At 64.7% G+C, this 21,833-nt stretch carries 18 protein-coding genes; 11 read left to right on the forward strand and 7 right to left on the reverse strand.

Annotation, left to right across the window (positions count from 1 at the left end; genetic code table 11):
• The first annotated feature begins 160 nt into the window (after positions 1 to 160).
• Entirely contained in the window at positions 161 to 1,246 is a 1,086-nt protein-coding gene (locus tag GGR43_RS08695) for an aromatic ring-hydroxylating oxygenase subunit alpha (RefSeq protein WP_188071590.1), read from the forward strand.
• A gap of 95 nt (positions 1,247 to 1,341) precedes the next feature.
• On the opposite strand, the gene GGR43_RS08700 is transcribed toward GGR43_RS08695, so the two are convergent.
• From GGR43_RS08700 to GGR43_RS08725, 6 genes are read right to left on the reverse strand one after another with little or no spacing between them, the layout of a single operon-like run.
• On the reverse strand, positions 1,342 to 2,601 hold the full coding sequence (locus GGR43_RS08700) for a multidrug effflux MFS transporter (RefSeq protein WP_343054472.1): 1,260 nt from the start codon (positions 2,599 to 2,601) through the stop codon (positions 1,342 to 1,344).
• Positions 2,602 to 2,646: 45 nt separating this feature from the next.
• On the reverse strand, positions 2,647 to 3,018 hold the full coding sequence (locus GGR43_RS08705) for a VOC family protein (protein WP_188071592.1): 372 nt from the start codon (positions 3,016 to 3,018) through the stop codon (positions 2,647 to 2,649).
• Between the two features lie 60 nt (positions 3,019 to 3,078).
• On the reverse strand, positions 3,079 to 4,017 hold the full coding sequence (locus GGR43_RS08710) for a VOC family protein (RefSeq protein WP_188071593.1): 939 nt from the start codon (positions 4,015 to 4,017) through the stop codon (positions 3,079 to 3,081).
• 52 nt (positions 4,018 to 4,069) lie between these two features.
• Positions 4,070 to 5,071, reverse strand: coding sequence for a PDR/VanB family oxidoreductase (locus tag GGR43_RS08715; protein ID WP_188071729.1), 1,002 nt, complete (start codon positions 5,069 to 5,071; stop codon positions 4,070 to 4,072).
• Between the two features lie 13 nt (positions 5,072 to 5,084).
• Entirely contained in the window at positions 5,085 to 6,290 is a 1,206-nt protein-coding gene (locus GGR43_RS08720; protein WP_188071594.1) for a Rieske 2Fe-2S domain-containing protein, read from the reverse strand.
• On the reverse strand, positions 6,290 to 7,303 hold the full coding sequence (locus GGR43_RS08725; protein ID WP_223177366.1) for a GlcG/HbpS family heme-binding protein: 1,014 nt from the start codon (positions 7,301 to 7,303) through the stop codon (positions 6,290 to 6,292). The genes GGR43_RS08720 and GGR43_RS08725 overlap by 1 nt, the downstream gene beginning before the upstream one ends.
• Positions 7,304 to 7,430: 127 nt before the next feature.
• Here GGR43_RS08725 and GGR43_RS08730 point away from each other — a divergent pair, with 127 nt between their 5' ends.
• Positions 7,431 to 8,066, forward strand: a complete 636-nt coding sequence (locus tag GGR43_RS08730; RefSeq protein ID WP_188071596.1) for a TetR/AcrR family transcriptional regulator — start codon at positions 7,431 to 7,433, stop codon at positions 8,064 to 8,066.
• A gap of 45 nt (positions 8,067 to 8,111) precedes the next feature.
• Here the strand turns inward: GGR43_RS08730 and GGR43_RS08735 are convergent, their stop codons facing one another.
• Complete coding sequence (locus GGR43_RS08735) at positions 8,112 to 10,262, reverse strand: TonB-dependent receptor (RefSeq protein ID WP_188071597.1); 2,151 nt, start codon at positions 10,260 to 10,262, stop codon at positions 8,112 to 8,114.
• Between the two features lie 494 nt (positions 10,263 to 10,756).
• On the opposite strand from GGR43_RS08735, the gene GGR43_RS08740 reads away from it, so the two are divergent.
• The 9 genes from GGR43_RS08740 to GGR43_RS08780 all read left to right on the forward strand — a co-directional run bounded on the left by GGR43_RS08740 (position 10,757) and on the right by GGR43_RS08780 (position 21,744).
• Positions 10,757 to 11,872, forward strand: a complete 1,116-nt coding sequence (locus GGR43_RS08740) for an aromatic ring-hydroxylating oxygenase subunit alpha (protein WP_188071598.1) — start codon at positions 10,757 to 10,759, stop codon at positions 11,870 to 11,872.
• 62 nt (positions 11,873 to 11,934) lie between these two features.
• Positions 11,935 to 12,705 (forward strand): SDR family NAD(P)-dependent oxidoreductase, encoded by a 771-nt coding sequence (locus tag GGR43_RS08745; protein ID WP_188071599.1) that lies wholly within the window; start codon positions 11,935 to 11,937, stop codon positions 12,703 to 12,705.
• A gap of 46 nt (positions 12,706 to 12,751) precedes the next feature.
• Positions 12,752 to 14,389, forward strand: coding sequence for a (2,3-dihydroxybenzoyl)adenylate synthase (locus tag GGR43_RS08750; RefSeq protein WP_188071600.1), 1,638 nt, complete (start codon positions 12,752 to 12,754; stop codon positions 14,387 to 14,389).
• Positions 14,386 to 15,144 (forward strand): enoyl-CoA hydratase-related protein, encoded by a 759-nt coding sequence (locus GGR43_RS08755; protein WP_188071601.1) that lies wholly within the window; start codon positions 14,386 to 14,388, stop codon positions 15,142 to 15,144. The genes GGR43_RS08750 and GGR43_RS08755 overlap by 4 nt, the downstream gene beginning before the upstream one ends.
• Positions 15,144 to 15,932, forward strand: coding sequence for an enoyl-CoA hydratase-related protein (locus tag GGR43_RS08760; protein WP_188071602.1), 789 nt, complete (start codon positions 15,144 to 15,146; stop codon positions 15,930 to 15,932). Before GGR43_RS08755 ends, GGR43_RS08760 begins: the two co-directional genes overlap by 1 nt.
• Before the next feature lie 68 nt (positions 15,933 to 16,000).
• Complete coding sequence (locus tag GGR43_RS08765) at positions 16,001 to 16,843, forward strand: amidohydrolase family protein (RefSeq protein ID WP_188071603.1); 843 nt, start codon at positions 16,001 to 16,003, stop codon at positions 16,841 to 16,843.
• Positions 16,840 to 18,033 carry an acetyl-CoA C-acyltransferase gene (locus GGR43_RS08770; protein ID WP_284277642.1) on the forward strand — a complete coding sequence of 398 codons (1,194 nt, stop codon included), beginning with the start codon at positions 16,840 to 16,842 and terminating at the stop codon, positions 18,031 to 18,033. The genes GGR43_RS08765 and GGR43_RS08770 overlap by 4 nt, the downstream gene beginning before the upstream one ends.
• 303 nt (positions 18,034 to 18,336) lie before the next feature.
• On the forward strand, positions 18,337 to 20,481 hold the full coding sequence (locus GGR43_RS08775; RefSeq protein ID WP_223177367.1) for a TonB-dependent siderophore receptor: 2,145 nt from the start codon (positions 18,337 to 18,339) through the stop codon (positions 20,479 to 20,481).
• A 117-nt stretch (positions 20,482 to 20,598) separates the two neighbouring features.
• Positions 20,599 to 21,744: a YncE family protein gene (locus GGR43_RS08780; protein ID WP_188071605.1), complete on the forward strand. Its 1,146-nt coding sequence runs from the start codon at positions 20,599 to 20,601 to the stop codon at positions 21,742 to 21,744.
• The last annotated feature ends 89 nt before the right edge of the window (positions 21,745 to 21,833 follow it).

Raw genomic sequence — 21,833 nt, forward strand, 5'->3', positions numbered from 1 at the left:
CGCCACTCCATTCGACGACGCTTTTGCAACGGCGGCTCAAGCGCTTCTCCTGCTTGACGTTTGTGATCATGATCATTATTGATCAGAATCTGGTCATATCTATAACATCCTTGCTCATGGCGCAGCGTACCCGTGACGCAAATTTCGAGAGGAGAATTTGATGTCCACCCTGGTTGCCAATCGTCCGATTCAGAAAAGCACGAGCGCAAGGGACCGCATCATACCGACCAATATCCCGATTCCGCGGGAAACATGGTATGTTGCGGCCTTCTCCGACGAAGTGTCGGAAAAGCCGTTCACCCGCCGGATAGCCGGCATCGACATGGTGTTCTTCCGCGATGAAGCCGGGCAGGTCGTTGTTCTGGAAGATCGCTGTCCCCATCGCGCCATGCCGCTTTCGATGGGGAAGGTCTGCGGAAGCCGGATCGAATGCGGCTATCATGGCTTCATGTTCGACCGGGACGGCAATTGCACCGACATCCCGTCGCAACAGACGATACCGCGCGCGATGGCCGTCCGGTCCTTTCCGGCCGCCGAACGCTGGCAGTGGATCTGGGTCTGGACGGGAGAGCGGGACAATGCCGATGCCTCCCTTATCCCGGACCATCACAGCCTGGGGCTGGACCGGGACGGATATGGGAATATCAAATTTTTCGTGCTGGAAATTAACGGGCACCTGCAACTGCTGCACGAAAATCTCCTCGATCTTACCCATATCACCTATCTGCACCCCGGCCTTCTGGATGCCGGCAATGCCGCCGCGGCCGGGTTCCGCACGGAATATGAAGGGAACGTCATCCGCCTGATCCGGGAAATGCCCGCCGGCGTCGCGGGTAAGGCATTTGCCCATCTCTTCGCCATCGATGAGGACACCATCATCACCAGAGAGCTTATTACCGAAGCGCATCTGCCGAATTTAAGCGTCGTGCGGAATATCATCCGACCGGCCGACCGCCCGAACGAAATTCTGCGCGAGTTCATTTCGCCTTTCGCCATCACCCCGCGCGATGACGAAAACACCTATCAATTCGTTGCGGGCTCTTCGTCCTTTTCCGAATTTTTCGACACGGAGGAGCGGGTCAGGGAGCATGTCGAAGGGGTGAAGATGATCTTCGAGCAGGACAGGCTGGCGATCGAGGCCATCCAGCGCGAATATGATCGCCTCGGCGATCAGGTTCAGGAAGTCAGCGTCAGGGCGGACGAGGCTGCGCTTCGCAGTCGTCGTGTCATGTGCGGAATGGCATGACGGGGGTCGATTGAGCTCCTTCTTCCCGATTTACAGTAATCGTACAGGGTCAGCTTCCAACGCCCCATGAACTCATCGGTACAGGACTTATGAGTTCATGGCCGGCGGGCGCAAAATCCATGCAGCACCAGCGCCGCACCGGTATAGGCCGCAAGGATTACCACGGCCATCGGCAGCGCCGTGCCGTCATCGAACCAGCCCGCCGTCGTCGCGCCCAGCGCGCCGCCTCCGAATTGCAGGAAACCCACCAGCGCCGATGTCGCGCCCGCCCGCTGCGGATCGTGCGCCATCGCCCCCGCCAGCGCATTGGCCTGGGTGAAGCCCATCATCGCGACCATGAAGAACAGCGGGACGGTCACGCCCCACAGCCCGCCGAAGCCCCCGGCGGCGCAGGCCAGCAGAGCCGCGGCGGCCATCACGCACCCCAGATTGGCGCGGCGCAAGATATAGTCGTAGCTCAGCCGGGCGAGCAGCCGCCGGTTCAGATAGTTGGTCGTCACCAGCCCGATCCCGTTGATCGCGACCACCCAGCCATAGGCCTGCGGCGAGATGCGGAACCCGTTCACCAGCACCGAAGGCGACACCGCCAGATAGGTGAGCAGCCCCATATGCGACAGGCCTGCGACAAGCGCATAGCCCATCACCCGCCGCTCGCCCAACAGCGACCGATAGGCGGCAAAGGGGGATTCGGCGCGGGCATGGGCGGCGGTTTCGGGGGAGCGCGTCTCCGGCAGGCCGACCAGGGTGGCCACGCCCACCAGCACGCCGAGCGCAGCCAATATCCAGAAGATCGCCCGCCAGCTGGCGATGAGCATGACCCAGCTGCCGAGCAGCGGGGCGATGATCGGCGCAAGGCTCATTACCAGCAGCAGCAGGGAAAAGACATGGGCGCTTTCCTGGGGTGAGAAGCGGTCGCGCACCGATGCACGCGACACGACCATCCCCGCGCACCCGCCGAGCGCCTGGACGAAGCGCGCGACGATCAGCAGTTCGATCGACCGGGCGAGCGCGGCGCAGACGGCGGCGGCGATATAGAGCGCCAGCCCGCCCAGCAGCGGAAGGCGGCGGCCGATCCGGTCCGACAACGGGCCGTGCACCAGCTGGCCGAGGCACAGCCCGGCGAAGAAGGCCGCGACGGTCAGGGATCCTTGCGCCGCGCCTGCATCCAGATCATGCGTCATCGCCGGCAGCGCGGGCAGATACATGTCGATGGAGAGCGGCGCAAAGGCGCTGAGGCCCGCCAGCACCAGCAGCAGGGTGAAGGGAATGCGGGGAGCGGTGTCGGAACGGATGACGATGCCTTTCTGCGTGCCTTGCCTCGATCCGGTGCGGAAAGGCCGGTTCCGGGCGGCTATATGCCCGAAATCCGCAGCATCAGGAACCGTAAAGCCTCCGGGCTTTCAACCCGCCCGCGCAAAGGCGCACAGCTTATGGCCATCCGGGTCGCGCAGATAGGCGCCGTACATATGGCCGGGGGATTCCTCCCTGATGCCGGGCGGGCCTTCGCAGGTCCCCCCGTTGGCGAGACCGGCGGCGTGGAACCGGTCGACCGCCGCCCGGTCGGGCGCCGCGAAGCCCAGGGTGAAGCCGTTGGAAGGCGCCGTCTCGCCGCCGTCGCGGGGCGTGGCGACGATAAGGCCCTGCGTCGCGGAATGATAGGCCCATCCCCGCGGATGGGGCCCGCCCTCGAAACCGAGCGCGCTCATCACCCCATCGTAGAACCGCTTCGAGCGTTCCGTGTCGTTCGAGCCGAGGAACATATGCGTGAACATGGTCTTTCACCTTTTCATCTTGATTGTCCACGCGGCAGGGGTGCCGGACGCGGGCGTCTGTCAGGCCGGTTCGAAGGCGCCGGCCACTTCGTAATTATGGACGAAATCGTCGGGCACTTTCGGTCCCCAGCTCGCAAGACTATCCGCCATGTCGTAATTGGTCGGCGACCAGAGATCATAGTCGTCGATGAAGTCCATATCCGCATAATATTCGAACCAGCTGCCCCACGGGTCCTGAATATAATGGAAAAAGTTCGATCCGATGGTGTGGCGGCCGAAACCCCAGTCGCCCCGCCGGCTCCTGTCGGCAAGCGCGCGTCCGGCGCGGCCCGCCTCGTCCGGGTCCGCCACCTGAAAGCTCGCATGGTGAAAGCCGATGCCGGGCGATTTGGCGAAGGCGAGGACATGATGGTCGCTGTTCGTGCGCGCGCAGCAAAAGGCGATGACATCCTGGGCATGATCCGCCAGACCCATGCCGAGCGCCTCCGACAGGAAGCGCACGCTTTCGGGAACGTCCGGCGTAAACAGAAGCGCATGGCCCATCCGCAGGGGCCGGGCCGGGGGATAGGCGGCGCGGGGAAGAATGGCCGATCGCCGCGTGCGGACGATGCGGCCGGGCGCATTGATCCGGAATTCCGGGCCTTGGGGCAGCTCCGCATCGGCCGCGCAATCGACGAGATGGAACAGGCCGCCATGCGGGTCCTCCACCCACAGTCCATCCTCCGCGAACCCCTCCGGCGCCGCGACGAGCTTTCCGCCGTTTGCAGGGACCCTCTCCGCGATCTGCGGCAGGTCGGCGGCGCGCAGCGCGACATGGTGGAGGCGTTTGCGCGGCCGTCCGCCCAGCAGCACGATGGAGGGGCGATCCTGCCCGGCACAGCGCAGTTGCGCGTCAGGGCCGACGCGATCGCAGAGCAGTCCCGCATCGGTATAAAAGCCGATGCCCGGCTCCACGTCCGGCACTTCAAGCGTTACCGACAGCAAACCCGTAACTGGCATATCAACCTCCCATGGATCGTTATCCGGCCCCCCGCCCTGCGGCTGCCCGGCCTTACAGGTCGATGCGCAGCACCGGCGTCAGCGAGCGCGAGCAGCACAGGGCGATCTGTTTGTTGGATGCCTTCTCCTCGTCGCTCTGGATGAGATCCCGGTGATCGGGCGTCCCTTCCAGCACGTCGCACAGGCAGGTGCCGCAAATCCCCTGCTCGCACGACACGGGCACATCGATCCCCGCGTCGAGCAGCACCTGCGCGGGGCTTTTGCCGGGCGGAACGATGAAACGGCGGCCGCTCCGTTCGGCGATCAGCTCGAAGCTCCCGCCGCTCAGATCGACGGCGGCGTCGAAGCTTTCGGAGTGGATCTGGTCGTCGGGCCAACCGACGCGCCGGGCCTCCGAGCGGACATGGTCGATGAACCCCGCCGGGCCGCAGACATAGAGGTCCGTTCGCCGGTCGGCCCCGGCGAGCAGCGCGGCGACATCGAGGCGCTGCTCGGCCGCGCCGTCATCGAAATGGACCTTGCAATGCGGCGCGAGCGCTCCGGCCCCGATCTCGTCGAGAAAGGCCGCGCGCGAGGCGTCCCGCACGCAATAATGCAGCGCGAAGGAAGCGCCCGCGGCCTCCAGCTCATGGGCCATCGCCAGGATCGGGGTGATGCCTATGCCGCCCCCGAACAGGAGAGCCGGGCGCGCCTTGTCCCGGATCGGGAAGAGGTTGCGCGGCATCCCGATGTCCACCAGCTCGCCTTCGGCAAACCCCGCATGGATCGCCGCCGATCCGCCACGGGATTGCGGGTCCAGCAATATGCCCAGCCGGTAGCGATGGCGCTCGCGCGGATCGTTGCAGAGCGAATATTGGCGGATCAGGCCGTCGCCGGCGCGCACATCGACATGCGCGCCGGCGGCGAAGACCGGCAGCGGCTCGCCCGCCGGGTCCTCAAGATCGAAGGCCACGATATCGCGCGCGACGATGCGGCGATTGACGACCTTCAGGCGCAGCCATTTCGCCGCCTCTTCCTGATCGAGGCGCGGTTCGGAGGCGGAAATGTGGGACATATGGGTCAAGCGGCTACTCCGCGCCACCCAGCGGAAGCAGCCCTTCCGGGCGTTCCCATGTACGCAGCGGACGCCCTTCGGCCAGCGCCGTCAGCTCTTCGGTGTAGAGCCTGCGTATGGCGACGATCCCCGTGTCGGACGCGCCGAGATTTTCGATGCCGCGACGGCGGTCGGCGATGACGCCCTGACCGACCTGCACCACCTCGTCCTGCGCCAGCGGCACATGGTGGCATTTTTCCGCGATCGCATCATAGGGCAGTTCGCCGCTCAGGACCTTTGCCGCGACCTCGTGCGCCTCCGCCTCGGCGTCGGAGAAATCCTCCCACCGCTTCTTATAGTCCTCGCTCGGTTCGCCGTCGATGAAGACGGCGATGGCGTGAACCTGAAGATGGCTTTCGTCATCGACGGGCACGCGATAGTCGAGGAACATCTGCCAGGCGGATTCCTCGGCGTTCCGCTCTTCCCCCTGCCGCTTGATGTTGTCCGGGTGGACGGCGAACATGCCGATGTTCGGCATGCCGAACAGGGTCGCGCGGCGGCGCCCGTCGGGGAACAGCGAGGTCTGGCTCAGCCCCCAGGGCGTCTTTTCGGTCTTGATCTTCGGGATCTGCGTCAGATCGAGATCCTCGAAGGCGGAGCGCCGGTGCGTGAAGAAGACATGGCCTTCGTCCTGGAAATTCTCGACATTCTGGAACCAGTTGCAAGGCCGCGTATCGATCTGGGCCGAAACGAACTTGGCGTTTTCCCATTCGGGATAGGTCGGAAATTCCGGCGGCTCCCCCTCGCCGAGATAGGCGAACACAAGGCCGAGATATTCCCGCGTCGGATAGCCGCCGATGCGGATGTTCTTCGCATATCCCGCCGCTTCGAGCGGCTGGTGCACGCACTGGCCGTCCGGGCCGAACGCCCATCCGTGAAAGGGGCAGCGTATCACATCGCCTTCGACCCAACCGGTGCTGAGCAGGGCGCCGCGATGGGCGCAGCGGTTTTCCACGCAATGCACCTTGCCGTCCTGGCTGCGATAGAGCGCCAGCTTCTGGTTCATGATGGTGAGCGGAACGGCGCGGCCTGCCTCCAGCTTGCGGCTGACGTAGATCGGCTGCCAGAAAAGCCGCAAATAGGTGCCCGCAAGTGTCCCCGGCCCGGTGTGGATATAATCGATCGTGCCGGGATCGGTCAGCGGCGGCGGCGGGGTCTGAATGGCGACCTGTTCGTTCATTAACGCTCTCCTTCAAAATTCGTGGAAGCCCATTGCGCGGCGCCGCGTGCCAGTTCCTGCGCGAGGTCGAGGTCGTGGCAATGGATGCCGACGCCGCCCGCCGGCTCGTCCTGAGGGCCAAGAGGATATCCGCCGGGCAACGCCAGCATGGGGTAGGGGACGGTGGCCAGCAGCCTGTCCAGCGCGGCGGAATAATGCTTCTGCGCGGCAATTTCGCCGGACGCGACGCCGAAGTTCACCGACGCCACCGCGACGGCGGCGGCCACGTCCACGCCCATGGGCGGCGCGCCGTCCATGCGGTCGAGCGTGACGACATCGCCCGCGGCATCGACGATCGCCATCGCGACCCTGGCGCCCTTGTTTGCGGCTTCGCCGACTATATGATCGGCGATCGCCTGCGCCCGGCCGAGCCGCGCCTGCGCGCTTGCCCTGGGCGCAGGGGACAGGCCGGTGCCCTTGATGCCGGGATCGGGCGGGCCGCCATAGGCATCGACCCAGCGGGCCATATCGTCGCCATGCTGCGGGCTATAGTCTATGCCCAGCGCATAGCTGATGATCAGGTCTTCGAGATTGGCGGGCTTGCCGTCCACGATCAGCTCCGAAGGCTCGACGCCCGCCAGCTTCACGAACGGCCCGATGCCCAGGCCCGTGGCCATCGCGCCGAGCGCCGTGCCTTCCTTCTCGACCAGCATCGCCCCGCCGCCAGGGAAAGGCTGGTCCCGCAGCACGGCCTGATAGCTGGCGAAGACGGCCGGGCTGAACTTGGCCATGCGCGCCGCGAAGCTGGCGCTCGGTTCCCCGTTCGCCGCCGCGCCGAAGGCCTTCGCCCGGACGATCGCCAGCGCGCCGGGGGCGCATCCATCCATCCGGGCCGCGCTGACGGGCGATCCCGATGAATCCACCACGATGAATGTGCCGGTTTGGCGCAGGGCCTCGGTCTTGTCGACGGCGCGAGCCAGCAGCGAGCGCGCCGTGGCGAGCGAAAGCCGGGCCGGGGAGGGGAGGGAACCCACATTGTTCTCCATCTTAATCGAACTGATTCTTTTTTGATTACGATCAATATAAAACTATGTCTTGAGTCGAGTCAAGGCGGCTGGCACATTGGCCGGAGGTACCAGGAATGCAGTATAGGTTACGCCAATGCCCCCAAGTCTGCGTGAACGCCGCAAAGCGGAGAAGCTTCAGGCGATCCGTAATGCCGCGCGCCAGTTGTTCACGACGCATGGTTTCCACGAGACCCCGATGCGCGAGGTTGCGCGCATCGCCGATGTCGGCTTCGGAACCGTTTCCGCCTATGCGAGCGATAAGGCAGGGCTGGCGGCGATGCTGTTCGTGGAGGATCTGGACCAGCTCGACCCGATCTTCACCGAGGTTCGGCCCGACGTGCCGCTGCTCGATCAGGTGGTGGACAATTTCGCGTTCACCTTCCGCTTCTGGGCCAGCAAGCCGGAGCTGAGCCGCGTCGTCCTGCCGATGCTGGGCAATACCGACAACCCCTATGTCGACATCATCATGCGCAGGCGCGCCGGCGTTCGCGCCGCGCTGATCGCCTGGCTGTTCCAGTTCAAGCAACAGGGCCTCATCGGGCATCAATGGAACCTTGAGCAGGCCGGGGAGCTGCTGTTCGCGCTCTACATCGCGTCGGTCAACGAATGGCTGAGCGCGAACGAGTCCGACGTGGAAAGCGGCATCGAACGCATGCGCTATCTGATGGAAATCCCGATCCTGGCCCTTGTGAGCCGGCCGTCGAGGAAGTCGGGCAAGGACGCCAAATGAAACGGCGCGATCACCCGATCGCGCCGCCCATCGTTTAGCGCCTCCCTAGAACCGGACGGACAGAGTCACCCCGTAGGTGCGCCCTTCGGCCGGCGTGGTCAGGTCGCCCACATCGGTTTCCGCCAGGAACGCGGCGTAGACCTTGTCGAACAGGTTCTTGCCCCACAGCGACAGGGTCAGCCCGTCATTGGCCGTGCTGTAGGCGATCGACGCGTTGACCAGATCATAGGCGGGCTGCCTCACCCTGTTCTCGACCTCGGCATACCATCCGTCATTATGGTAGTAGTTGGCGTTGAGATCGAGATGGCCGTTGCCCATGTCGATCCGGTAATTGCCGCCGATGTTCAGCGTCCAGTCGGGCGCGGCCTGCAACCTGTTGCCGGTGGCATCGTCGGTCCCGATGACATTGCCGCCATTCGGCCCGGCGGCCGGCGGCGGAAAGACCGGCACGCGCGGCGTCGCGGTGAAGGCGTTGGTGAATGATTTGTACCGGTGGTGCAGCCAGCTCGCGCCCGCGTTCAGCGTGAGGCCGCCGGTCACGTTGACGGTCAGGTCGGCGTCGACGCCATAGAGCTTGGCGCCCGACCCCTGATAGGCGGTTATCAACCCGTTGTTGATTAGCTGGACCTGTATGTTCTTGTAATCATAATAGAAGCCGGCCAGGTTCAGCCGCACGCGGCGATCGAACAGGTCGCTCTTTATGCCGGCTTCGAACGCATCGAGTATTTCGGGCTTCAGCACCTCGGCGGGGTAGGCCTGGATCAGATAGGCGCCGCTCTTGAAGCCGCGATTATAGGAGGCATAGGCGAGCAGCTCCGGCGAAAAGCGATGGTCGAGCGCCAGACGCCAGCTGGCCTCGGAGAAGCGCTTGCGCCCGGTCGAAATATCGGTGGCGACGATAAAGCCATTGGGAAGGACAATATCCCTGCGGCCGTTCACCTTGCGAAGATCCGTGGTGTAGCGGATGCCCGCCGTCACATTGGTGTCCTCGCCGAGCGGCAGCGTCGCCTGGCCATAAGCGGCGAGCGATTGCACCGAGGTCGAGGAGTTCTGGACCGACGAGGCGCCGGACGGAATGGCGAGGCCGTTCGTCACCGTCGGATCATAGCCCGACTTCGCCCAGAAATAATAGCCGCCGACGATCCACTGCAACCCGCCTGCGGACTGGGGCTGGATCTGGAATTCCTGGCTGAACTGGCGGTCATATTGTCCGATATAGGTGTTGACGATGGGCAGGAACGTCGCGTCATAATCCAGATCGGTGTTGTTCGTGGACTTGCGCGCCGCGGTGATGCTCTGGAATTCCAGCGAGCCGATATCCTGCACGATCGTCAGGCTGCCGCCATATTGCTCCAGCCTTGCATGGGGTTGCAGGCTCGCGCTGACGTCGAAGGGGCCGCCGGTGAAAGGCAGGCCGATCGCGTTCAGGCCGCCGTCGATAACGCGCATGCCCGGCAGCGAGCCGGTCGTTTCGGCATAGTCGCCGGAAAGCGTGACGGTCGTCGTCGGGCCGGGCTGCCAGCGGATCTTGCCGCGCGCGGCGATGTTGCGGCCGGCATAGACGTCCCGGCCGTTGGCGAGATTGGTGCCGAAGCCCTTGCCGCGATTCTGGTAATAGACCGAGACATTGGCGGCGAGTCCGTCGGTGAGGCCACCGTTGAGATAGGCCGAGCCGGTGACGGTATCGAGATTGGCATAGCCGATGCTGAAGTCCATCGCGGGGCGTTCTTCGGGCTGGCGGGTGGTGATCTGGATGAGGCCGCCCGTCGCGTTGCGGCCGAACAGGGTGCCCTGCGGGCCCTTGAGGACGGCGACCTGCTCCACATCGGTCAGGTTGAGCAGGGACGCACTCATCGCGCTGATATAGACGCCGTCAATATAGGTGGCGACCGGGTTCTCGATGCCGGGACCGTTGCTGCTCGTCCCGATGCCGCGGATCTTCGGCTGCGCGAAGATGCCGGCGGCCACCGTGTAATTGAGGCCGGGGGTGATCGCGATGAGGCCGCTGGTGGCGTCGATGCCCGTCGAGGCAAGCACATCGCCGCTGATCGCCGTGATGGCGATCGGTACGTTCTGGATATTCTCCGCCCGGCGCTGCGCCGTCACGATTATGTCCTGGATCGATGCGCTATCGGGCGCATCCTGGCTCCAGGCCGGCTCCGCCAGCAGCAAACCGCCCAGAGCCGCAGACATCATGAATGAAGATTTTCGCATAACGGGCACGCTCTCCTCCCTCTCTCTTTTTATCGCCAAACCCCACCGGTTTGACCGTATTCTATTATGATTATGATCAAAAAAGATTTGATGGTCAATATATCGATTATGCAGATTTCCTTAATCGCGATCCCGTGCCGATTTCCATGTGGCGCTCACCTTGATCCAGGCCCGGTCCGGCGCGCTCTTCATGTTGGATATGCCGGTGCGATGCCCCGCGATCGGGGTGCGGTCGGGTACAGCGTAGCAGCGGTGAAGGAGCGATGTGCTTTCATAGGCTTATGGATGAACGCGGAGGAACGCAACTGAGACAATCCGGGCCTCCCTGATTTCATCCGCAAGTCTCTTTTCCGGCCGGTCCTGCAGGAAATTTCGCCTTTGCTCTAGACATAATCGATTGCGATCGATTATGTACATGTTCTATTCAAAAACAGGACGATTCTTGCTGCTTTGCCCCCAAATCGAGGAGAGCGGGTGTGGAAAACCGGAAATATTTGCTCAACTGCTGGTATGGGCTCGGATGGGCGACGGAAATCGATGACGGCCAATTGCTGAGCCGTAAGATTCTGGGACGGAATCTCATCGCCTTCCGGGATGCCGAGGGCCGCCCGGCCGCGCTGCGCGATCGCTGCCCCCACCGCATGGCGCCGCTGAGCCGTGGCGTGCTGCGGGACGGTGTCGTGCAGTGCCAATATCACGGCCTGTGCTTCGACGGCGCCGGCCGCTGCGTCGAAAACCCCCTCGGCCCTCTGCCCGAACGCGCCAGGGTGGAAAGCTTCGCCGTCGTGGAGCGGGACAAGATGCTGTGGATCTGGCCGGGAGATGCCGCGCTGGCGGACCCGGACCAGATCCCGGATTACAGCTTCCAGAATCATGACGGGGTGGACGGCGACTGGGTGGTGTTCGGCTACACCCATGTCGAGGCGGATTATCAGCTCGAAACCGACAATCTGCTCGACCTGTCGCATACCGAATTCCTGCATGCCGGTTCGTTCGGCGGGCGGGGCTTCATCCAGAACGGCGAATTCCAGCTGCGCGATTTCGGGAATGAAATCCATTCCAACTGGTGGATGCCCGATATCCCGTTCATCGACCCGAAAACGCGCACGCCGACGGGCAAGCGGCTCGATCATTTCCTCGACATGCGCTGGAATGCGCCCAGCAACATGCGCCTGCATGTCAGCTTCCTCCCCCAGGGCGTCCATGCCGACCGCAAGGATACGAAGCGCGACGACCTGCCCGGCCAGTTCTCGGCCCATATCATCACGCCGGAGGACGACGGGTCGTGCCATTATTTCTGGAGCGCGAACAAGCCGACCGGTGCCGGTCCGTTCGTGGGTGGGCTCGACAAGGATGCCGGCCTCGCTCTCTTCAAGCTCGCCTTCGAGGTCGAGGACAAGCCGATGATCGAGGCGGTCGAGGCGAACATGGAAAGCGATTTCTGGGGCGAAGAGCCCGTCATCCTGCCCAATGACGCCGGAGGCATAAGGGCGCGCCGCCGCCTCGCCAAACTTATCCGCGACGAACAGGCGGCCGCGGGCGGCAAGGAGGCTCAGGCCGACAAGCAGCGGCTTGCCCAGCCCGCCGAATGAAGCCCCGCGCCGGGGCCGCGCGGATCAACCGAACATAATCCTGAACGAAATTGGAGAGCCGAGTGAGTGAGAAGAGAAAGGCCGCACTGGTCACGGGTGCCGCGACCGGCATCGGCCGCGCCATTGCCATCGCCCTTGCGGAAAATGGCTTCGATGTCGCGATCAACTACAGCCGAAGCGAAGGCGCGGCCCTTGAAACGCTGGCCAGGGTCAAGGAAGCCGGCGCCGTCCGTGCGGCCGCATTTCGCGCGGACGTGAGCGACGAAGCGGACGTCGGCCGGATGATCGCCGAGACGGAGGCGCTGTTCGGCGGCGAGCTGGACCTGCTCGTCAACAACGCGGGCACCACCAGCGAGGTGCCGCCCCATAAGTTCGACACGATGGAAGTGGAGGATTTCGACCGGGTTTTCGCGGTCAATGTGCGGGGGACTTTCCTCGTCACCAAGCATGCCTGCCGGCTGCTGAAGGCGATGCCGAAGGCGAATGTCGTGAACACGGCGAGCATCGTCGGCCTGCGCCCCGGCCCGCAGCCGCTGCCCTATTCGTCGAGCAAGGCGGCGATCATCTCGATGACGCAGACCATGGCGGGCGCGCTGGGGCCGAATATCCGGGTGAACGCGGTGGCGCCGGGCTGGCTGGAAGGCGACTGGATGGAGCGGACGCTGGGCGACAATTACGAACGGCTGATGGAACGCCGGGCGAAGATGACGCCGCTCAAGCGCTGCGCGCGCGTCGAGGATGTCGGCGAGGCCGTCGTCACCCTGGCGACCCGCCTGCCCTTCTCCACCGGGCAGACCATCGTGATCGACGGCGGGTACAGCTTCGTCAACTGATCGAAAGATGCGGCGTGAAGGCCGCGCAAGCAGAAAAGGATTTCCGATGAGAGGCGTCACGCCCTTTCCCCCCGAATTCGCGGCCCGCTATCGCGCCAAGGGCTATTGGCGGGACCAGCCGCTGCGCGTGGTGTTCAAAATATGGTGCGATGCCTTTACCGATCGCATCGCCGTCAGGGATACCGAGCGGGCGCTGACGTTCAGTGAACTGGACGCGGCCTCGACCAATCTCGCGCTCAATCTGCTGGAACTGGGCATCCGTCCGGGGGAGCGGGTGGTGGTTCAGCTGCCCAATGTCATCGAGTTCGCGGTGCTGCACTTCGCCTTGCAGAAGATCGGCGTGATGCCCGTGCTCGCGCTGCCGCCGCACCGCTTCCGGGAAATCAGCTTCTTCGTGAAGACGGCCGAAGCGGTGGCGGTGTTCTCACCCGTGGCGCACCGCGATTTCAGCTTCACCGACATGATCGTCCGCATCCGGGCCGAGGCGCCCTGCCTCAAATATGGCATCGTGATCGGGGACGCGCCGGAGGGCTTCTTCTCGCTCGCCGAGCTGATCGCGAAACCGGCGTCCGGCGACCCGTCGGCGCTGGACGCTATTACGATCGATCCGACCGATCCCGCGCTGTTCCTGCTTTCGGGCGGCACCACCGGCATCCCGAAGCTGATCCCGCGCACCCATAACGACTATGCCTATAACAGCCGCATGGCCGCCTCGGTCTGCGGTATCGACAAGGACAGCGTGCTGCTCGACGTGCTGCCGATCGGGCATAATCTGCCGCTCGGCTGTCCGGGGCTTCAGGGGTTTCTCCTGAACGGCGCGACGACGCTGCTGCATACCAGCACGGCACCGGAAGAGATTTTCCCGTTGATCGAGCGGTTCGGCGTCACCCATATCCATGCCGTGCCCGCCTTGCTCGTCCGCTGGACCGAAAGCCCGCTGGCGAGCCAATATGACCTGTCGAGCGTGCGGGTGATCCAGAGCGGCGGTCAACGGTTGCAGCCGGAAATCCGCAGGCGCACGGCGCGGGTGTTCCCCAATGTCACCGTGCAGGAGAATTTCGGCATGGCCGAGGGGCTGCTGATGTTCGTCCGCCTCGACGATCCCGAAGATGTGCGGATGGAGACGGTCGGGCGGAAAATCTGCGAGGATGACGAAATCCTGCTGCTCGGCGAGGACGACCAGCCGGTGGCGTTCGGCGAGGTCGGCGAGCTTTGCTGCCGCGGCCCCTATACGCTGCGGGGCTATTATGACGCGCCGGAGCATAATGCCCGCGCCTTCACCCCGGACGGCTTCTACCGCTCCGGCGACCTGATGCGCCAGCATCCCTCCGGCAACTATATGGTCGAGGGGCGCAAGAAGGACCTGATCAACCGGGGCGCGGAGAAGATCAGCGCCGAGGAGATCGAGGAGCTGATCCTCCAGCATCCGGCGGTCGAGAATGTCGCCTGCGTGCCGATGCCCGATCCGGTGCTGGGGGAGCGGAACTGCGCCTGCGTCGTGCTGCGCAACGGCTCTTCGCTGGAACTGGGCGAGCTGGTCGATTTCCTCGGCCAGTTCGAACTGGCCAAGTTCAAATATCCCGAACGGATAGAGCGCTTCGAGGAGTTTCCGCTCAGCAATTTCGGCAAGGTTTCGAAGAAGGATCTGACGGCCATCGTCGCCGGGCGCGTGAGCGCGCAATGAGCCTTGTTCGCATGGAAAGCCATGGCGGCGCGCGGCTGATCGTCCTCGATGATCCCACGCGTCGGAACCTGCTGTCGGGCGAGCTGTGCCGCCAGATCAGCGAGGCCGTGGCGCGGGCCAATGCCGATCCGGCGGCGAGCGCGATCGTCATCACCGGCGCGCCGCCCGCCTTCTGCGCCGGGGCGCATCTCGACGATCTGGAGGCTGCCGCCGGGGGAGAGACGGAAACGCTCCATCTCGTCTATCGCTCGTTCATCGACGTCGCCGACAGCGCGCTGCCGACCATCGCGGCGGTGAACGGGATCGCCGTCGGCGCGGGCATGAACCTCGCGCTCGCCTGCGACATCAGGCTGGCGGCGGAGGACGCCCGTTTCGACTGCCGCTTCCTCAAGATCGGCCTGCATCCGGGCGGCGGCCATGGCTGGATGCTGCTGCGCGCGGTCGGCTGGGCGGAGGCGGCGCGCATGCTGCTGCTCGACCGTGCGCTGAATGCCGACGAAGCCCGCGCCGCCGGCCTCGTTCAGGAGGTGGTCGCCGGCGGGACCCTGTTAGACAGCGCGCTGGCGCTCGCCCGCCGCACCGAGGCGCTGCCCCGCGACCTGCTGATCCGTGCGAAAGAGACGCTGCGCATGGCGGTGGCATCCGATCATGCCGGGGCGCTGGCGCGCGAGACGGAGGAGCAGATGGCGTCGCTGCAACAGCCCGCCTTCAAGGCGCTGGTCGCCCGCCTGAAGGGCGAAATCGGAAAGCGCTGATGACCGAGCCTGTTCTTCTGGACATTAGCGGGCCGGTCGCCCGGCTGACGATCAACCGGCCCGAGCGGATGAACGCGATGGATTCCGCCGCGCACCTCGCCCTGAGCGAGGCGCTCGACCATCTGGCCGGGGATGAGGCGGTCCGCGTGATCATCCTGACCGGCGCGGGCGAGCGGGCCTTTTCGGCGGGGCGCGACCTCAAGGAACTGGCGGCGGACCTGACCGGCGAGGAGCGGGCGGTGATCGACGGCCGCTGGGCAAGGACGACAAGGCTCACCGACCGCCTCGAATATCCCAAGCCGCTGATCGCGGCGGTGCGCGGCGTGGCCTTTGGCGGCGGGTTCGAGATCGCTCTGGCGTGCGACCTCATCATCGCCAGCGAGGATGCGCGGTTCGCGCTGCCGGAGCCGAGGCGCGGGCTCATGCCCTTTGCCGGGGGCGTGCACCGCCTGCCCCGCGCGATCCCGCGCCATGCCGCCATGGGCTATCTGCTGACCGGGCGCGAGATGAGCGCGCGGCGCGCCTATGAACTTGGGCTGGTCAACGAGGTCGTCGCGCCCGCCGAGCTGATCGCCACGGCGGAGAAATGGGCGGCGGATATCGTCGCCTGCGCGCCGCTCGCCATCGCCTCCATCCGGCAATGCGTGGCGCGCGGGCTGTCTCTGCCGCTGCGCGACGCCATGGCCCTCGACTATCCGACCGAAACGCTGCGCCGGACGAGCGAGGATTCGATCGAAGGCCCCCGCGCCTTCGCGGAACGCCGGCCCCCACGCTGGACCGGGCACTGATTTTTGCCGTGATTTCCAAGCCAGCAAGTGACCCACTTGCTTCGAAATCACTCTAAGAAAGGACCGTCATGCGCGTTATCGATCTGCATTGCTACCCCAACACCAGGACATGGATCGACTGCCAGGGCCCCTATGTCGATGCGCTCGCCAAATATTGGAAGCGCGACTGGACCTGGAAGGAAGAGGAGGACGTCGCGCAGGAGTTTCGCGACAATGGCATCGAGGCCTGTCTGGTGGCGCTCGACCTGACGACGACGATCAACACGCCGCCCTGCTCGAACGACTATGTCGCGGGGATGCGCGACCGCAACAGGGATTGCATGATCGCCGCCTGGGGCGCGGTCGAGCCCGCCATGGGGCAGGCCGCCATCGACGAGGCGAAGCATGCGGTGCGCGATCTGGGCATGATCGGCTTCCACTTCCATCCGATCATGCAGCATTTCAGCGTCGACGATGTGCGCTATTATCCGCTGTTCGAAGAAATCAGCGCGCTCAAGGTGCCGGTGATGATCGACGTCGGGATGACCGGCATGGGCGCCGGGATGCCGGGCGGAATGGGCGCCAAGACGCGCCACGCCCATCCGGCCGCGATCGATGCGCTGGCGGCGGATTTCCCGGACCTGACGATCATCATGGCGCATCCAGGCTATCCGTGGATCGACGAGACGACCGTGGTCGCGCTGCACAAGGCCAATGTCTTTTGGGAGATGTCGGGCTGGGGCCCCAAATATCTGCCCGAGCAGATCATCCGCGACATGCGCGGACGATTGAGGGACAAGATGATGTTCGGCAGCGACTATCCCAGTATTCCCTATCCGCGCCTGCTCAGGGAATGGCATGAACTGGGCTTCAAGGACGAATTCCTCGAAGCCTTTTTCCACGGCACGGCCGAGCGGGTGCTGGGGCTGTGACGGGCCGGAGCGTCGCTATCGTCTCGACGGCCCGTACGCCGATCGGGCGCGCCTATAAGGGCGCCTTCAACGACACGCATGGCGCATTGCTTGGGGGGCATGTCGTCCGCCATGCGGTGCTGCGCGCCGGTGTGGAGAAGGAACGGATCGAGGATGTCGTGCTGGGCTGCGGACGGCCCGAAGGCGCTACGGGGGCCAATATCGCGCGGCAATCCGCCCTGATGGCCGGGCTGCCGGTATCGGTGAGCGGCCTCACCGTCAGCAGGATGTGCGCATCCGGCTTGCAGGCGATCGCCATCGCGGCCCAGCGCATCCTGTGCGGCGAAGCCGACATCATGGTGGCGGGCGGGCTGGAATCCATCTCGCTCGCGCAGAACGCGCGGACGAACGAGTGGCGCAAATATGCGCCCGCGCTTCAGCAGAGCAACGTCTATATGCCGATGCTCCAGACCGCGCAGAATGTGGCGGACCGCTATGGCATCGGGCGCGAGGCGCAGGATGCCTATGCGCTCGCCAGCCAGCAGCGCACGGCGACCGCGCAGGCGGCGGGCCGTTTCGATGCCGAGATCGTGCCTCTCCCGTCGAGCAAGGAGCTCCCCGCGACCGACGCGCCGGAGTCCACGCATGAGGCGGTGACGCTGCTGCACGATGAGGGCAATCGGCCCGATACCACGGCGGAGGGGCTGGCGTCGCTGAAGCCGGTCACCGGGCCGGAGGGATCGATCACCGCAGGCAATTCCAGCCAGCTTTCCGACGGGGCGAGCGCCTGTGTGCTGATGGAGGCCGGGCTGGCGCAAAGCCAGGGCTTGCAGCCGCTGGGCCTCTTCCACGGCTTCGCGATCGCCGGTTGCGAGCCGGACGAAATGGGCATCGGCCCGGTCTTTGCGGTGCCGAAGCTGCTTGCCCGCCATGGCCTGACGGTCGGGGATATCGACCTGTGGGAACTGAACGAAGCCTTCGCCGTCCAGGCGCTCTATTGCCGGGACACGCTCGGCATCGATCCCGATATCTTCAATGTCGACGGCGGGGCGATTTCCATAGGCCATCCCTATGGCATGTCCGGCGCGCGCATGACCGGCCACCTGCTCATCGAGGGGCAGCGACGGGGGGCGAAGCTGGGGGTGGTCACGATGTGCGTGGGCGGCGGCATGGGCGCGGCGGCCCTGTTCGAGATCCTCGGCGGGGCGTAGCTCTTCGGAGATCGGCCTTGGGAATGCCAGAGGAGCCTTTCCCCGACAGGCGTGCTTGTCAGTTTGCGGGCCCTTCGAGCGGGCACCGATCGGCTGCGGTCGTCGCCGGAAATGCGGCGAAGCTGCCCCATTGGTGCCGCCAGTGATCCATAGCGCCGATAAATCGCGATCAAAACCCCGATAACCGCTGGCTCACAATGCCTGAGGGCGCGCTATTTCCTGCTGAAGTGTCCTCCAAATAAAAGCTATTGCGTCTTGATTGCAATAGAGATAGACGCCCCCTATTCACATAAGGGGATAGACATGTTCCGCGCTTCAGCTGCATCTTTCGCCATGGGCATCGCCCTGTTTTCCGCTCCGACCGCCGCCCTTGCCGCCGCGAATGAAGCCGCAGAAAACAGTGCGGCGGAGGAGGCAGAGGCCAGGCGCGGCACCATCATCGTCACCGGCCATCTCGCCAAGGATACCGCGATGGCCGCCAAGGCCGACATCCCGATCCTCGAAAACAGCCAGGCAATCTCGATCATCTCGAAGGAGACGCTCGATCTTCAGGGCGTGCGTCGCCTCGGCGATGCGCTGTTCAACGTCGCGGGCGTGTCGCGCAACAACACCTATGGCTTTTTCGACGGGTTCAACATTCGCGGCTTCAGCGCCTCTGCGGGCGCGACCTATCTCGACGGGCTGCTCGACGATCCCGGCGTCAACTACGCCACCACCGAACTGGCGGGGCTGGAACGCGTCGAGGTGGTGAAAGGTCCCGCCTCCGGCCTGTTCGGCCAAGGCCCCCTTTCCGGCATCGTCAATCTCGTCAGCAAGCGCCCGCAGGAGGAAGCCTTCGTCGACGTCTCGGTCGCGGGCGGCTCCTATGATCTGTTCGAGGCGCAGATCGACGCCAATTCGCCGATCACCGCAGACGGCACTTTGCTGGGGCGGATCAGCGCGGTGTTTCGCGATCAGGATTTCTTCGTCCACGGGTCGGGCCAGCGGCGCATCTTCATCGCGCCCTCGCTGACATGGAAGCCGTCGCCCGACACCAGCCTGACTCTGCTCGGCCGCTATGTCGACGACAAGGTCAATCCCTGGTCGCCGACGACCGCCTATGGCACTGCCCTGCCCAACCCCAATGGCGATATCTCGATCAAGCTGTCGATCAACGACACCGAATATCCGGCGATCCAGAAGAATGATTACTGGACTTTGGGCTATGTGCTCGACCACAAGTTCAGCGACGCGATCTCCTTCCACCAGTCGGTGCGCTATCAGGATTTCCACAACAGCTGGGATCACTGGCTGTTCGTCAGCAGCATCTCCTCGGACTATCGCCAGGTCGCGCGCTTCTATTACGGCCCGTTCAATGAGAACGGCACCTATTTCCGCGCCGACAGCAATCTGAGCGCGCGCTTCGACACCGGGCCGCTCAACCATTATGTGCTGGCGGGCATCGATTATGGCCGCAAGAAATATGACCAGTCCAACCTGTTCGACGGCGGGCCTTATTATCTCGACCTTTATGAGCCGGTCTACGGCACCGTCAGCGGCCCGGACCCCGCCGTCGCCTCCACCACCTCCGGCGGCATCAACAAGCAGCGCGGCTTCTATCTTCAGGACCATGTGAAGCTGGGCGAGTGGCTGACCGTCACGCTCGGCGGACGCTGGGACAAGGCGAGCAGCCATAACAGCAGCGGCGGCGTTTTCGGCGCCAAGGTGACGGACACCGCCTTCAGCCCGCGCGCGGGCCTGACCTTCGGGCTCAGCAATGCCGTGTCGCTCTATTTCAACTTCGCCAAGTCGTTCAGCCCGCAGGGCTCCTACCGGTCTGCGGACGGCTCCACCCTGCCTCCCGAACGCGGGGTGAACTATGAGGGCGGGCTCAAGGTCGCGCGGCCGGACGGGACGCTGACCGGCATGGCGACGATCTTCCAGCTCACCCGCGAGAATGTCGCCACGGCGGACCTGTCCCCCAATGCGCCGCCGAACACCTATGTCCTGACCGGCGAGCAGCGCACACGCGGCATCGAGCTGGAGGGCGCATGGCGTCCCGTGCCCGGCCTCGACCTAACGGCGGCCTATACCTATCTCGACGCCGAGGTGACCGCCGACAGCCGCTTGCTGGTGGGCTCGCGCCTGGGCAGCGTGCCACGTCATATCGTCAACCTGTGGGGGCGCTATACGATCCAGAGCGGCGCGCTCGCCAATCTGGGCGCGGGTCTGGGCCTGCATCATGAAAGCAACCGCCCGTCGAGCACCGCCACGGCCAGCGCGCCGCCGTTCATGCTCGACGGCTATGTGCTGGTGGACGCGGCGCTCTATTACAAGATCGGCGCATGGTCGGTGCAGGCCAATGTGCGCAACATCTTCAACGAGCGCTATTTCCCGACCGCCTCGCTGACCCGCACCACGCCGGGCGAACCGCGCACCTTCATGATCAGCCTGTCGCGCCGGTTCTGACGGCCGTGCTGGTAAGCCGCCGCATGTGTTATCTTCTAATGCAAATCATGTGTAATAAGGCGTCGTCGTGATTGGTGCGAACGCACTATGTCATCCTCCAATAGGGGAAATATCGTCATGAAAATCCTGAACGCCGCCTCCTGTCTCGTCATGGCGCTGATCGTCTCCGCCCCCGGCGTCGCGCAGCAGCCGGTCGCGGCTCCCGCCCGTCCGGTTGCCGCCACTGGCGAGGCCGCCAAGGTCGAGCGCAAGGCCCTTGCCAAGGGACTGTATGAGCTGGCCTACAGCCCGCGCCAGAATGCGGTGTTCGTCGCCTCTTCGGGCGGCTTCGGCGCGGATGCCGATGCGCCGAAGATCCTGCGCCTGAACCCGCAGACCCTGGCGGTGGAGCGCGAGATCCCGCTGGAGCGCAAGGCCTTCGGCGTGACGCTGGATGATGCCGGCGGCCGCCTCTATGTGGGCAATACGGTGGACCTTTCGGTCACGGTGGTGGACATCGTGAACAACCGCGTGGTCGGCGTGGTCCAGCTCGAAGAGAAGGTGAAGGGCGAGGACGGCAAGGAACGCTACCCTCGCGACCTGCGCGAGCTGGCGGTCGATCCTGCAGGCAAGCGCCTGTTCCTGCAGGGCCATTCGGATGACAGCGTACTCTATGTTGTGAACACCGAGACGCTCAAGGTGGACAAGGTCATCCCCGGCCTGGGCAAGGCGAAGGCGCCGGGAATGACCTTCGATCCGGCCGGGCAGCGCCTGTTCGTCACCAACCTGCTGGGTGAGCTGATCACCATCGATACGCGCACGCTGGAAATCGCCAGTCGCGTCAAGACCGAGGCCGAGCAGCCGCTGAACATCGCCTTCGACCCGGCGTCGCAGCGCCTGTTCGTCACCGATCAGGGGCTGGAGATGATCCGCAACTTCCAGACCAGGAGCATCCCCGGCTTCCAGTCCCGGCATCCCGGCAACCGCATCGCCGTGTTCGACGCCAACAGCGGCAAGCAACTCCACAGCATTCCCACCGATGCGGGTCCGATGGGCATTTTGCTCGACGCGCAGCGCCAGCGCCTCTACGTGACCAACCGCGCGGCAGGGAATGTGGGCGTGTATGACAGCCGCAGCTACGCCTTGTTGCAGACCATCCCGCTGCCCACGCATCCGAACAGCTTCGCGCTCGATGCGCAGCGCAACTCGCTCTATGTCAGCATCAAGAACGGCGAGGCCGATCCCAAGGGCGCCCCGGAAAGCATCGCGCGCATCCAGTTCTGAGGCGAGGCCCGGCCTTGCAGCGTCGCGGCCGCATTCGAGACCGCGACGTTGGCGGCTCGACCGAACCTGGCGTTGACCGGATTCCGTCG

It is taken from the genome of Sphingobium jiangsuense, from assembly GCF_014196495.1.
GTDB classification, from domain to species: domain Bacteria; phylum Pseudomonadota; class Alphaproteobacteria; order Sphingomonadales; family Sphingomonadaceae; genus Sphingobium; species Sphingobium jiangsuense.